This window comes from Pseudoalteromonas luteoviolacea, assembly GCF_000814765.1.
GTDB lineage: Bacteria > Pseudomonadota > Gammaproteobacteria > Enterobacterales > Alteromonadaceae > Pseudoalteromonas > Pseudoalteromonas luteoviolacea_H.
Window position 1 is genome coordinate 56,399 of the sequence record NZ_JWIC01000001.1, and the last position, 13,041, is coordinate 69,439.

Genomic DNA, 13,041 nt, shown 5'->3' on the forward strand with positions numbered 1-13,041 from the left:
GTAAAAATAAGAAAATATGATGAATAATAAGTTAGTCATTTTAGGTGCTGGTTGGCTTGGGAGTGCGTTACTTCGTGAAGCAAAAACGAACGGTTGGCACGTACAAGCAACGCGCAGAACAGAGGAACGAAGTGAAGACATTAAAGCGTTTTGTGTGACTGATTCTGTGCTTCATCATACATTGACGCTTAATGATGCCTATTGGGTATGTGCGATCCCACCTCGCATGCGCCAAAGTGAGAGTGTGTATTTAGAGACGCTTACGTTTGCGCTCGAAACGGCCAAATTGATGCAGTGTCGTGGTTTTTTATTGTGCTCGTCAACCGCGGTCTATGGCACTGAGTCAGGTCATTTTGATGAGCAAGCGCCATTAGCGCCAAAAGAAACGAAGCGTCAGCAAATCTTACAAACGGCGGAGCAAATGGTCTTTGAGCAAGGCGGTAAAGTGGTACGCTTGGCTGGTTTAGTCGGCCCAGATAGAGAGCCTGGCCGATTCATTGCCGGTAAACAGTTATCGAGCTCTTCGCAAGCACGAGTGAATATGGTACACCAGCAAGATGTGGTTGATGGACTACTACGCATATTGTCTTGCTGGGACGATGCCAAACCAGTTTATAATTTATGTCATCCATCTCACCCTACAAAGCAGCAGTACTACCAATTGCACTGCGAGCAATATGGCAGTGAACAGCCAAGCTTTGCCAGTGATGAAGTGATTTCCAGAGTGATAGATGGATCAGCAATGACTGAGCTTGGATTTGAATATCGTCAGATGATTTAAGTGCATTGACCTTACTTTTTGAAGGTCAGGTGACCTCCGAGGCGGTATTTGCTGCCTGGAGATATCAGTCGCGCAAAGCTCACAATACCGTGAGAAGACCAGGTTCTTCGGATTAACTGCAGACACGGTTCCTCATTAAACATATTGAGCCACTGGCACACTTCCTCATTGGGCATGATTGCTTCGACCGTATGTCTCGCTTCAGTGAGTGGGGCGACTTGCGTCAAATATTCGTGTGGCGTGAGTAAAGTGAAGTCCTGCTGTAAATACGCGGGTGCTAAAGCCGGATTAACAAAGCGTTCTTCAACTTGCAGAGGTTCATCGTTTTCATGGTGGACAATTACACTGCGATAGACATGGCTATCAATTTCGACACCGAGTGCTATGGCGATGGGGGCGATAGCTGAGATAGACTCCAGCGATAAAACCACGCAAGTGTAGTCACCACCGCGCTCAGCGACTTCATCGGCGATATTGCGAATCTCAAGTAAAGACGACTGAGATTTAAAGCTGGCGACAAAGGTACCTAAGCCTTGGCTACGGGTTAATATGCCGCCTTCGGTTAACTCACTTAGTGCACGTCTTGCCGTCATACGGCTCACCTTAAATTGATCAGAGAGCTCATTTTCAGAGGGGACGCGCTGGTGCTCCATCCACACACCTGCGCGAATTTGCTCAATAATGTGTTGTTTGATCTGTGCAAATTTAGGCTGAACTGTCACTGTCTGCTACCGTGTAATAAAAGGTTATTCATTAAAGGTGGCATAGTCATCTTGTATATACAAGTATTCTTGCTAAACTTGTATTAATTTTCTCCAACTGAGTGTAGACAGTGATTGAAGTAGATTTAGTAATAACTGATGCAAATATTGCCACGATGGATGAGCAGGTCGAAGGTGCTTATGGCATGATTGAAGATGGGGCGATAATGCTTAAAGGCGATACCATTGCATGGCTTGGTAAGGCGTCTGAAATGCCTGAATTTGATGCCTTAGCAACACCCGTTACGTCGGCCAAAGGCGCTTGGTTGACGCCAGGTCTTATTGACTGCCACACCCATATCTTATTTGCAGGCTCTCGCGCACAAGAGTTTGAACAGCGTTTGAACGGGGTTTCTTACCAGCAAATTGCAGAGCAGGGCGGTGGTATTGCAACAACGGTAAAGGCGACACGTCAGGCCTCAAAAGAGGATTTATTCGTTGTTGCTAAATCGCGATTAAATGCACTCTTAAAGGAAGGTGTGACCACAGTTGAGAGCAAGTCAGGTTACGGCTTGGATACGGAGAGTGAAATTAAATTGCTTGAAGTAAACCAAGTGCTGGATGAACATCATCCAATTCAAATTCAGAGTACCTTCCTAGGTGCCCATGCTCTACCGCCAGAGTATAAAGGTGATAGTGACGGTTATATTGATCTGGTTTGCAATGAAATGCTGCCGCTCGTGGCAGAGAAAGGCTTGGCAGATGCTGTGGATGTGTTTTGCGAAAATGTCGGCTTTAGCCATGCACAAACAAAGCGCGTATTTGAGCGTGCTACCGAACTGGGCCTCAAAGTAAAATGTCATGCTGAGCAGTTATCTAACCAACACGGCAGTGAACTCGTTGCAGAATTTGGTGGCTTATCAGCAGATCATATTGAGTACTTAGATGAACGCGGTGTGATGGCAATGGCCAAATCAGGTACGGTTGCAGTTATTTTACCAGGCGCTTTTTATTTCTTGAGAGAAACTCAGCACCCACCTATCGAGTTACTGCGAGCGCATCACGTGCCGATTGCGATAGCCAGTGACTTTAACCCAGGTACTGCCCCGCTTTGCTCATTACGTTTAATGCTGAATATGGCGTGTACGCTCTTTAAAATGACGCCAGAAGAGTCATTATTGGGGGTGACTAGACATGCCGCTACAGCATTGGGTTTGGCAGACAGAGGTGTGCTTAGAGTCGGGGCCAAAGCGGATATTGCAATGTGGCAAATTCAACACCCGTCAGAATTAAGTTATCAGTTTGGCGTAAACGATCTGTTAAATCTGTGGATATCGGGTAGACTTATTCAATACTAAAGGTCAGTCGTGGTCGTGTGATGGCAAGATTTTCGTTGTTAAAGTATCTATTTGTATTGTCAAACATATGCTGGGTATTTCCATCTTGGAGCGCGACCACACTTGGCGATTTCTCAGTGACTGATGCGCTACTCTCTCCACTGTCTATTGCATTTTTTGCCGGGGCCGTGGTGAGTTTGAGTTTGGTGGCGATTGCACGATCGCATTTTGCGGTAAATCGAATATTACATGCTTTACTCGGCGCTTGTGGACTAGCAGTGCTTGCAGCTGTGGGTGATCTTGCACTGTATAGCCTAGTGTTCATTTTATTAGTCCAGATATGGCAAAGTGATAGGCTTGGACAAGGTCGGCATCTTGTCATTAGTGCATTATGTGCAGTGTCAGCGACATTATTGATAGTCAGCCACTTTTGGTGGCACCTCCCCAGTATCTATGTCATTTTTACTTTGCTGCCCATTTTTATCAGTGAGTTGTTTCTCGATAAACCACAGGTTTATGAGCGAGCGCCAACAGAGCCCAATGCATTATCCAACACAGATATTCTCGGTCTGCCTGACCGTGCAGGTATTCGCGAGGCTTTTAATGACTATCGCACGAGAGAGCCTGGCACGGCAATGCTGGTTATGGTGCGGCTAGAAGGGTTTCAGCAAGTAAACTTTCACCTTGGCCGAGAATTTGGCGATTTACTGCTAGCACAATCAGCCAATCGCATGAAACAGCATTTGCAGAGTCACGATGTGATGCCCATTGCAGTGGGCAATGATGTTGAGCGACTAGCACACCTTGGCGGGCTCCACTTTGTATTTGTCTGCAGTTTGGCGCACCAGCAACACCTTCATGAACATTTATGCGCGGAAATTATTGAGAGTACGCTCAAGCCGTTCAATGTTGGCAATTGTATTATCGAAGTCAGTGCCAGAGCGAGTTATGTCAATTGTGATGAAGAGCTCGGCCAATTCGATGAATTGTTGACGTGTGTCTTTTTGGCGTTGGACAGCAGTCCAAATAAAACCATTGCTCCCTATCAGCAAAAAATGCAAATTGACAGACTTGAGCAGCAAGCGCGTTTGGCTGAGCTGGCGCATATTGATTTTAAAAATGAACTAGAGCTCTATTTTCAACCTGTTGTGCGCAACAGTGATGGCGATATCGAGTATGTGGAGTTGCTGCTACGTTGGCAACACCCTAAGCAAGGTATATTAGCCGCAAGTAAATTTATTGATGACATTCGCATTGCCGGTCTTGCCCTGCCTTTAGCGCAATATGTTATCGAGCGAGCTGCGGAAATCGCATTGGCATTGCGCGTGGAAGGGATCCAAATGCCATTGGGGATCAATTTATTTGGTCCTGAAATGCTGCACGAGGAGTTCATTGAATTTGTAGACCGAATTTTAGTCGAACACCAACTCATGCCACAAGATATTATCATTGAGTGCCCATCACAAATGTTCACAACGTTGGATCAGCAAGGTGTGGCTATGGTTGCGAGGTTACGCACTATGGGAGTGAGGTTGTGTGTGGATGGCTTTGGTGAATCACCTTTATTGCTTGCAAAGCTCCCTAAGTTAGAAGTGGATTACGTGAAGCTTGGACGCTCATTAACCACCCCAAATCAAAATCAAGGCAACTTTAAAGCGGTGGTAAGAGGCATTGTTGAAATGCAGAATGTACAAGATTGTAAGGTGATCTGTGAGGGGGTTGAGTCACAGGAACAATTGCAATTTTCCCAAAACCTCAATGCGTTCGCTGCACAAGGCTATTTGTTTACTCGGCCGCTGAGTAGTATAGGTATGATTAGTTGGCTCAAGCAATGGCGCTGGGAACATCCAATTGAAGAGAATCCCAGCCGTTCTGATATAAACTAGTTTTGTCTCGCTTTTAAGTAACTACACACTAGGCCTGACAGTACTTGCCCTGCTTCAATAATACCTTGTTGCTCACCTTGCGGATGGTTTCTAGGGGCCGCTTCACATAAGTGTAAGTATCGCGTATTGGCTTGTTTGGCACTTTGATATACAAAATGCTCAGCATCATTCACACTGAATCCGCAATTAGTATATGCACTTACTGGCATCCCTGAAATTGCGTCCACATCGACTTCAATGCCCAGGGGTAAACTTTGTTTGAAGCGCTTGGTTGCCACTTTGATTGCATCAGTTAATGCGGTTTCTCTAGTGACTAAAATATCTTGGTATGTGGTGTAGGTAAAACCCGCATTTTGTAGTGACGCGACGATCGTGTCATTATTTTTTTGCTCATGCATACCGACGACGTGGTAGTCAGCAAGGTAGCCTGCTTGATGTGCATAGCTGAACCCGTTTCCAGAATGTCTCCCTTCAATGGCTCTAAAATCGGCATGCGGGTCAAAGTTGATCGCTTGGCATGGGCCCTGTGTACTGGTAGACAGCGCTTGTAATAGCCCAAAACTATTGTTGTGCCCACCCCCGATTAAAATCGGCTCAAGACCCGCATCAAAAATGGCTTGAAGGACTGCACTGACACGCTCATCGAGCGTTTCACACAGTGCTCTGAGTTGTGCAAGGCCTGCTGAGCAAGTGTTGTCTACAGACTCACTTTGGGCTTGTAGGTCATGTGTAATGATTTCTCCTAGTAACAAAACATTGTTAGGAATGAGGAACTGGTTGCAGGGTAAATTGAGAAAGCGCTTTAAAAATGCGAACCAGCCATCAGTTGCGCCACCATTACCGCAGTTGCCGCGGGGACCAATGTCTTCATTGACCGCAATCAAGACGTATTTAATGCCAAACTCTGCCGCATCATGTAACGCTTCGGGCAGTGCTGACTGTGATTTTAAAAACGAGAGAGATTGCCAAAAGCGCGTTTCATTATCTCGTGTTGCAGTGAAATCGCTGATGTTTGATTCAGTGTAAATCTTAATCCAATTGTGTGCGGTCATGGTGTTTCGAGTATTACTGTAGGTTAGAAAAAATAGCGTCAAAAGGGCGCACTATGAATGCACCCGTTTGATGATGGAAAAAGGATGCTGTTATGCGTCGTCTTCGTCTACTTCGAGGAGTAGTTCTTCGGCAGAGATAATAATGCCAGTTGAGTCTGCATATAGAAAATCATCATCGAAAAATGAGACACCAGCAAAATTCACTGGAATACCTTGCACCCCAGCTCCTTCGCTGTCGGCACCCACTGGGATGGAGGCGATAGCTTGTATGCCTATTTCGCATTCTTCGAGCTCTTCTACATGTCGAACAGCACCATATACAATGATGCCTTGCCAATTATTCTCTAGAGCCAATTCTGCAAGATCGATGTCAATTAGCGCGCGTCGTGTGGAGCCGCCGCCATCAATTAATAACACCTGCCCAGTTCCATCTTGTTGCAGTACTTCAGCTATCACTTCATTGTTTTCGAAACACTTAACCGTTTTAATACGGCCGCAAAATGCATGCTGTCCGCCAAAGTTGATAAACATTGGCTCAAGTACGTCAATGGCATCGGCGAAGTGATCACATAGATCAGATGTGCTGTAATCCATCATAGTATCCTCAGAGAATGGCTAAACTGTTGTCAGTATACTCCCATTAATAAGCTGCGCAATGCTTTGAATCAACTTACATAATTGTGTCACAAAAATGTCGCGTTATTGTTATTAAGCTCTTCTAAGCTGAAATTGTGAACAAATGTAAGCAACTACGATGAAAGCACAAATAATTAAACTCGATACAGCGCTTTATTTTGCATTGTATAAGCCAAAAAGACGCAAGTGGTTTAACTGGTTGATGTTAATGCTATCTAAAAGTGGCAATGGTGGGTTGTATGTCATATTGGCGTTATTAAACGGATATTTTATGGGAAAGGTCGGCAGCATCTTTGTGCAAACAGTACTGCTCGCTTTTGCGATTGAGCGACCATTATATTTTTTATTGAAGAAGTATTTTGCCAGGGTTAGGCCATGTGACTGTTTAGCTGTCAAAGCCATGCTTACACCGAGTGATAAATTTAGTATGCCATCGGGACACAGTGCGGGGGCATGGCTTTATGCAACGTGTTTAATGGAAGTTTATCCCGTACTGACCATCCCATTATGCATATGGGCGACAGGGGTATCTCTGTCTAGAGTGCTGGTTGGGGTGCACTATCCAATTGATGTCATACTCGGAGCGCTAATGGGCAGTGGGTGTGCATTGTTAGCCGTTGGTATGTTAGGAGAGTTATGAGAATACTTTATGGGATTCAAGGGACGGGTAATGGGCATATAACGCGTGCGCGTGTTATGGCTGAGTGCTTTACGAAACTTGGCATTGATGTTGATTATTTATTTTCTGGACGTGATGAAAACGCCTATTTTGATATGGGGGTATTTGGTCAGTATCAAGTACGGCGCGGACTCAGCTTCATCACGCAAAGTGGCAAACTCGATTATCGGCAGACAGCAAAACAGCTGAAGCTGGGGACGTTTGTCAGGGATGTCAGGCAACTAGATATTAAACAATATGATTTGGTCTTTAATGATTTTGAACCGGTATCTGCGTGGGCTGCAAAGTTAGCCAAAGTGCCTGTCGTGGCGATGAGTCACCAAGCTGCATTTTTATCTCCAGAGGTCCCCTTGTTTGGTGCTGGGTTTATGGAGCGTGCTTTGATCCGCTGGTTTGCACCTGCTAACGTGCATCTGGGTGTACATTGGCAACCTTTTGCAAAAAATATACTCCCGCCATTTATTTCATTTCATGGCTGCGTCAAAGCTTCTATTGCAAATAAAATTTTGGTTTACTTACCTTTTGAAGACTTAAATAGCATTGTGGAGTTGCTCGGTGACTTTCCAGATAGAGAATTCTATTGCTATCACCCAGATGCTCAAGATCAGTCATTGAATCATATTCATTTACGCGCACCTTCACGCAGTGGCTTTTTAGAAGATTTAGCCAGTGCATCGGGTGTTGTGGCCAATGCGGGGTTTGAGTTGTCCAGCGAGGCATTGAAGTTTGGTAAGAAGTTGTTACTGAAGCCGCTACAGGGACAATTTGAGCAGTTAAGCAATGCAATGACATTGCAATCTCTTGGGTTAGCGGAAGTGATGAATTACCTTAACTCTGAAGCATTAGGAGAGTGGTTAGAACATCCAGAAGGCCAAATAATCGATTTCCCTTCTGATGCAACCCCATTAGCGAAATGGTTAGCTAACGGTCAATGGCAAGATTTCGACAGCTTACACGATAGTTTATGGCAACCAATCCTCTATAACAGGAACAAAGTTGCATAATATGTAAATTCTTTGAAATATTTTTGCTTAAACATGTAGATTCGATTTCGGCGCAAGGTGAGTTTGGCTATACTATATTGCAGGTTCTGTAATAATTAGGTAACTGTATGGCTCTACTTGAAAATCTAACCATTAAAAGGCGTTTGCAATTAAACGCAGTTGTTGTTGGTGTGGCATTGCTGGTTATGCTGGCGGTGATCATCACCGAAGCCAATACAATGCGCCAGTTGAATGAAACCATTCAATATGCAGAAGAACTGGATGTTCATGAGTTATCCATGCGCAAGTATGAGAAAAACTTTCTGTTTTACAAAGATGTAGAGGCGTTGGATAAATATGAAAAAGAATATCGTCTACTGAAAGAGAAAAAAGCCAAGTTAGAAGCGGTTTTTATTAATTTTAATATCGATTTAGGCCAGTTAGATCAGTTTGAGGTCCTTGTTACTCAGTACCACAAAGAATTTAATCGGGTTGTTGAGTTACAAAAAACCATCGGTTTGCATCCAAAAGATGCGCTGTATGGTGAGCTGAGAAAAGCCGTGCATGGCGTTGAAACGCTATTAAAGCAAAAAGAAGATTACAAGCTTTTGACGACTATGCTGCAGTTAAGACGTGCAGAAAAAGATTTTATGTTGCGTCTGGATACAAAATATCTAGGTAAATTCAATAAGCACATAGATACTTTCGAGTCTCAAATTAGAGAGTCAAGCCACGATCGCGCCTATCAACAAGAGCTGATCAATCTATTGGGTGTATATCAAACGAAGTTTAAAGGGCTGATCGATGCACAGGTTGAGCTTGGGGTAGATTTGAACAGCGGTGCACTGGGCGATATGCGCAAAGTGGTTAAAGAAAGTGATGCAGTTGTAGTTGCTATTGTTGAGCAAACCAAGCAAGAAATCGCTGACAATGCTGAATTTGCTAAAACGGTCGCTATTCTTATTTTCGTTGCCGCGGCTGCAATCGTGATGATTTTAGTGTGGTCAACGAGCCGCTCGATTATTCGTCCGGTAGAGCGTGTGTATCAAACGATTGAGCGCATTCGACGTGAGAATAATCTGGGTATATTGATAGAGCAAAGTGGTAATGATGAAATCACCATTATGACCCGAGATTTCAATAGCTTAATCGAAGATTTCAAAAACCTGATTTCGGATGTAAATCGTGCGCTAGTGACCATCAATGATGCTACAGAGCATTTGTCGGCAACAACGGCGCAAACCAGCGCAGGCATGAATGAGCAATTACATGAAGCAGACATGGTAGCGACCGCGGCAACCGAAATGCAGGCCACCATTCAAGATATTTCCCACAATACTGAAGCGGCTGCGCAAAAAGCGGAATCAACCAATAATAATGCACAACAAGGGCGCAGTGAAGTCACTTCAACCATTGACCATATCATGGCATTGTCTCATTCGTTGAGTGGTGCATCGGAAGTGGTCGGGCAGCTAGAGCGAGATGGTGAAACCATCGGTTCAGTGCTAGACGTGATCCGAGGTATTGCCGAGCAGACTAACTTACTTGCATTGAATGCGGCGATTGAAGCTGCACGTGCCGGTGAGCAAGGCCGTGGCTTTGCGGTTGTTGCTGATGAAGTAAGATCACTCGCTCAGCGCACCCAAGACTCTACACAAGAGATTGAAAGTATTATTTCTACACTGCAACAGCGCACGCAGGATGTGGTGAGTATAATGGAAGAGTGCCGCAGCCAGAGTAATGAAAGTGTGGAGCAAGCAGAGCGCGCGGGTGAGCTGTTAGGTCTGATCACTGAGGATGTACAAAACATCATGGACATGAGTACGCACATTGCAACGGCAATTGATGAGCAAAATCAGGTCGCATCTGAAGTGAACAAAAATGTAGTGAAGATCAGAGACATTGCGCAAGGGGCGTCTGAGCACGCAGCATCAAATGCACAAAGTAGTGAAGAGCTTTCTGAACAGGCCCGTGCATTACATGACGCCATCGACAAATACAAAGTATAACCTCTCGAGCGCCTAAAGCAGATTTAGGCGCATCACTTTCGAGCGTGTCTAAAAGGTTTAAATCGATGATGCGTCGAGTTCACAACTCTGATTTAAGGGACAAATTTAATAGGCACACTGTCTTGGCTCTGGCGATGTGCCGCTACCTTATCCTGATATTGTTGCCATAGCTGTTTGTGGTGATCACATAACTTACGTAAATACTGCCAGCTAAAAAGCCCTGAGTTATGGCCATCATCAAAGCACAGCCTAACGGCGTAATGGCCAACTGGTTCAATGGTCACGATGGTGACGTTTTGTTTATTTAAGACCAGTTGAGCTTGCTCTGGACTATGACCCTGCACTTCGGCAGAGGGGGAATGGGTTCGTAAAAATTCCGCACTGACAGAGGTGTGAAGATTATCGTCAAAGGTAATGTCGAGCAGTTTGCTCTGGCGGTGATAGTGGAGCTTGGTTACTTGATACATAAAAATGGGGCCAGCTTAGCTGGCCCTGTCTCCAAATTATAGGATGAAGCGACTAAGGTCTTCATCTTTAACCAGCATATCTAAATGCTGTTCAACGTATTGAGCATCAATCGTCAGTGCTTGACCTGATTTCTCTGACGCGTCGAAAGAAATTTCTTCCATCAGCTTTTCCATCACAGTGTGAAGACGTCTAGCACCGATGTTTTCTGTCTTTTCATTCACCTGCCATGCGGCTTCTGCAATGCGTTCGATGGCATCATCAGTAAAGTCGACAGACACTTGCTCTGTTTTTAACAAGGCCTGTTGCTGCTCAGTCAGTGAAGCATGCGGCTCTGTCAGAATGCGTTTAAAGTCTTTTGCGGTGAGTGCTTCTAGCTCTACACGGATCGGCAAGCGGCCCTGCAATTCAGGAATAAGATCCGATGGCTTCGCCATTTGGAATGCGCCTGACGCAATAAACAAGATGTGATCGGTTTTCACCATACCGTGTTTGGTACTGACCGTTGAGCCTTCAATTAAAGGCAGTAAATCACGTTGTACGCCTTCACGGCTGACATCTGGACCTGACGCTTCACCACGCTTACAGATTTTGTCAATTTCATCAACAAATACAATGCCGTTTTGTTCCACAGCAAAGATGGCTTGCTCTTTTAGCTCTTCAGGATTAACCAGCTTGGCAGCTTCTTCTTCAATGAGTAACTTGAAAGCTTCTTTGATTTTCAGTTTGCGATTCTTTTTCTTATCACCAGATAAGTTTTGGAACATGCCTTGTAGCTGGTTGGTCATTTCTTCCATACCAGGAGGCGCCATGATCTCTACTTGCGGCGATGTCTCAGCGATGTCTATCTCAATTTCTTTATCGTCTAACTGGCCTTCACGCAGCTTTTTACGGAACACTTGGCGAGTTGAACTGTTTTCAGCTGGCTGTGCTTCGCCCCAAGCGTCTTTTGCTGGTGGCAATAGTGCATCAAGAATACGTTCTTCAGCCGCTTCTTCTGCACGGTGTTTATGCTTTTTAGTTTGCTGTTCGCGGGTCATTTTAAATGACACTTCTACTAAATCGCGGATAATGGTTTCAACTTCTTTGCCGACGTAACCCACTTCGGTGAATTTGGTTGCTTCCACTTTGATAAATGGCGCGTTGGCAAGCTTGGCAAGACGACGTGCGATCTCGGTTTTACCAACACCCGTTGGACCAATCATTAGAATGTTTTTTGGGGTGACTTCAGCGCGAAGATCGTCATTAAGTTGCATGCGACGCCAGCGGTTACGAAGTGCGATGGCCACTGCTTTTTTAGCCTTGTCTTGACCAATGATATGTTGGTCTAGCTCATGAACGATTTCTCTCGGTGTCATTGCTGTCATGGATTTTCCTATTACAATTCTTCGATGGTCTGGAAGTTGTTGGTGAATACACAGATATCACCGGCAATCTTCAAGCTTTTCTCGACGATTTCGCGTGCACTTAAATCGGTATTTTCAATCAGTGCAGTAGCTGCTGCTTGCGCAAAATTACCGCCGCTACCAATTGCGATTAGGTCGTGCTCTGGCTGCACAACATCACCATTACCAGTGATAATCAAAGATGCAGTCTCATCTGCAACGGCAAGGAGTGCTTCTAGTTTTCTCAATGCGCGATCCGTTCGCCAATCTTTGGCCATTTCGACAGCGGCACGCGTAAGGTGTCCTTGGTGCATTTCTAACTTTGTTTCGAAACGCTCAAATAGTGTAAATGCATCGGCTGTACCGCCAGCAAAACCTGCCAGTACTTTACCGTTATAAAGGCGACGTACTTTTCTTGCGTTGCCTTTCATCACCGTATTGCCAAGAGACACTTGGCCGTCACCGCCGATAACCACTTTGTCATCGCGACGAACACTTACGATAGTAGTCATAGTATTCCTTAAAAGAGGCCTTTGCCTCGGATAATTATATCAATAAATGCATAGATGAGGGCGGCTGGGCTAATTTCAAGTCCAGCCCCAAATTCCGCAATCAACGATTTTGATGCGTTGTAATCTGTTCTTGTCGCTTTCGGCTTCTCGCTTTTTATCATAAGGCCCTAAGCGGACACGATACCAGACTCCATTACTTCCCTCAGTACGACGGATTTCCGATATCAAACCTGCAAATGCGATACGCGCCTTACGTTTTTCTGCTTGTTCGTAAGTTCGAAATGAACCACATTGCATTTGAAAAGGGCCTCTTGATTTGATGACCTTAACCTCAGCTTCTACTTGCGCTGTTTTCATATCATGGATGAACGTAGGTGGACGCGGTAATTCTTTCTTTTCTTCTACCACTTCGGCTGGCTCTGTGGGTTTCTGAGCCTGTTCTACCTTGGCGGGATCTGCATGTTCCTTGATAAACCACAGTCCATAGCCAAACCCCCCAATCAACAGTATTGCAAAAGCCGCGAGGGCTTTTGGAAAAGGTTTTTGTGCTTTAGGCTGCTGTTTTTTTTGGCCCTTTTTTTTGGGCGTTTTATTTATATAATCGTGTTGTGCCAT

The 13,041-nt window shown here is 44.9% G+C and carries 13 protein-coding genes; 6 read left to right on the forward strand and 7 right to left on the reverse strand.

The window, feature by feature from the left end:
• Window positions 1-16: 16 nt before the first annotated feature.
• On the forward strand, window positions 17-781 hold the full coding sequence (locus JF50_RS00250; protein WP_039607543.1) for an NAD-dependent epimerase/dehydratase family protein: 765 nt from the start codon (window positions 17-19) through the stop codon (window positions 779-781).
• Window positions 782-792: 11 nt separating this feature from the next.
• Here the strand turns inward: JF50_RS00250 and hutC are convergent, their stop codons facing one another.
• Window positions 793-1,503, reverse strand: coding sequence for a histidine utilization repressor (gene hutC / locus JF50_RS00255; RefSeq protein WP_039607544.1), 711 nt, complete (start codon window positions 1,501-1,503; stop codon window positions 793-795).
• Window positions 1,504-1,658: 155 nt separating this feature from the next.
• Here hutC and hutI point away from each other — a divergent pair, with 155 nt between their 5' ends.
• Window positions 1,659-2,840, forward strand: coding sequence for an imidazolonepropionase (gene hutI, locus JF50_RS00260; protein ID WP_235423382.1), 1,182 nt, complete (start codon window positions 1,659-1,661; stop codon window positions 2,838-2,840).
• A gap of 20 nt (window positions 2,841-2,860) precedes the next feature.
• Window positions 2,861-4,705, forward strand: coding sequence for a GGDEF domain-containing phosphodiesterase (locus tag JF50_RS00265; RefSeq protein ID WP_152614432.1), 1,845 nt, complete (start codon window positions 2,861-2,863; stop codon window positions 4,703-4,705).
• Here JF50_RS00265 and JF50_RS00270 read toward each other — a convergent pair.
• A complete protein-coding gene (locus JF50_RS00270; protein WP_039607546.1) occupies window positions 4,702-5,757 on the reverse strand; it encodes a formimidoylglutamase in 1,056 nt (351 codons plus the stop codon). The genes JF50_RS00265 and JF50_RS00270 overlap by 4 nt on opposite strands.
• Before the next feature lie 90 nt (window positions 5,758-5,847).
• Window positions 5,848-6,351, reverse strand: a complete 504-nt coding sequence (gene rraA / locus JF50_RS00275; RefSeq protein WP_039607547.1) for a ribonuclease E activity regulator RraA — start codon at window positions 6,349-6,351, stop codon at window positions 5,848-5,850.
• 160 nt (window positions 6,352-6,511) lie between these two features.
• Here rraA and JF50_RS00280 point away from each other — a divergent pair, with 160 nt between their 5' ends.
• The 3 genes from JF50_RS00280 to JF50_RS00290 all read left to right on the forward strand — a co-directional run bounded on the left by JF50_RS00280 (window position 6,512) and on the right by JF50_RS00290 (window position 10,064).
• The gene (locus JF50_RS00280) at window positions 6,512-7,033 is read left to right on the forward strand and encodes a phosphatase PAP2 family protein (protein ID WP_039607548.1); all 522 of its coding nucleotides are present in this window, start codon (window positions 6,512-6,514) and stop codon (window positions 7,031-7,033) included.
• Complete coding sequence (locus tag JF50_RS00285; protein ID WP_039607549.1) at window positions 7,030-8,076, forward strand: MJ1255/VC2487 family glycosyltransferase; 1,047 nt, start codon at window positions 7,030-7,032, stop codon at window positions 8,074-8,076. Before JF50_RS00280 ends, JF50_RS00285 begins: the two co-directional genes overlap by 4 nt.
• Before the next feature lie 107 nt (window positions 8,077-8,183).
• Window positions 8,184-10,064 (forward strand): methyl-accepting chemotaxis protein, encoded by a 1,881-nt coding sequence (locus JF50_RS00290; RefSeq protein WP_039607550.1) that lies wholly within the window; start codon window positions 8,184-8,186, stop codon window positions 10,062-10,064.
• A gap of 92 nt (window positions 10,065-10,156) precedes the next feature.
• On the opposite strand, the gene JF50_RS00295 is transcribed toward JF50_RS00290, so the two are convergent.
• The 4 genes from JF50_RS00295 to JF50_RS00310 form a co-directional block, all read right to left on the reverse strand.
• Complete coding sequence (locus JF50_RS00295; RefSeq protein WP_039607551.1) at window positions 10,157-10,531, reverse strand: gamma-butyrobetaine hydroxylase-like domain-containing protein; 375 nt, start codon at window positions 10,529-10,531, stop codon at window positions 10,157-10,159.
• Window positions 10,532-10,567: 36 nt separating this feature from the next.
• On the reverse strand, window positions 10,568-11,896 hold the full coding sequence (gene hslU / locus JF50_RS00300) for an HslU--HslV peptidase ATPase subunit (RefSeq protein WP_039607552.1): 1,329 nt from the start codon (window positions 11,894-11,896) through the stop codon (window positions 10,568-10,570).
• 11 nt (window positions 11,897-11,907) lie between these two features.
• A complete protein-coding gene (hslV, locus tag JF50_RS00305; protein ID WP_039607553.1) occupies window positions 11,908-12,426 on the reverse strand; it encodes an ATP-dependent protease subunit HslV in 519 nt (172 codons plus the stop codon).
• 75 nt (window positions 12,427-12,501) lie between these two features.
• Window positions 12,502-13,041, reverse strand: coding sequence for an SPOR domain-containing protein (locus JF50_RS00310; RefSeq protein WP_039607554.1), 540 nt, complete (start codon window positions 13,039-13,041; stop codon window positions 12,502-12,504).

What these genes read in the sequence shown, in the direction of transcription:
- JF50_RS00250 (WP_039607543.1), top strand. Translation starts at nt 17, where the DNA reads ATGATGAATAATAAGTTAGTCATTTTAGGTGCTGGTTGGCTTGGGAGT.
- hutI (WP_235423382.1), top strand. Translation starts at nt 1,659, where the DNA reads ATGGATGAGCAGGTCGAAGGTGCTTATGGCATGATTGAAGATGGGGCG.
- JF50_RS00265 (WP_152614432.1), top strand. Translation starts at nt 2,861, where the DNA reads ATGGCAAGATTTTCGTTGTTAAAGTATCTATTTGTATTGTCAAACATA.
- JF50_RS00270 (WP_039607546.1), bottom strand. Translation starts at nt 5,757, where the DNA reads ATGACCGCACACAATTGGATTAAGATTTACACTGAATCAAACATCAGC.
- rraA (WP_039607547.1), bottom strand. Translation starts at nt 6,351, where the DNA reads ATGGATTACAGCACATCTGATCTATGTGATCACTTCGCCGATGCCATT.
- JF50_RS00280 (WP_039607548.1), top strand. Translation starts at nt 6,512, where the DNA reads ATGAAAGCACAAATAATTAAACTCGATACAGCGCTTTATTTTGCATTG.
- JF50_RS00285 (WP_039607549.1), top strand. Translation starts at nt 7,030, where the DNA reads ATGAGAATACTTTATGGGATTCAAGGGACGGGTAATGGGCATATAACG.
- JF50_RS00290 (WP_039607550.1), top strand. Translation starts at nt 8,184, where the DNA reads ATGGCTCTACTTGAAAATCTAACCATTAAAAGGCGTTTGCAATTAAAC.
- JF50_RS00295 (WP_039607551.1), bottom strand. Translation starts at nt 10,531, where the DNA reads ATGTATCAAGTAACCAAGCTCCACTATCACCGCCAGAGCAAACTGCTC.
- hslU (WP_039607552.1), bottom strand. Translation starts at nt 11,896, where the DNA reads ATGACAGCAATGACACCGAGAGAAATCGTTCATGAGCTAGACCAACAT.
- hslV (WP_039607553.1), bottom strand. Translation starts at nt 12,426, where the DNA reads ATGACTACTATCGTAAGTGTTCGTCGCGATGACAAAGTGGTTATCGGC.
- JF50_RS00310 (WP_039607554.1), bottom strand. Translation starts at nt 13,041, where the DNA reads ATGGCACAACACGATTATATAAATAAAACGCCCAAAAAAAAGGGCCAA.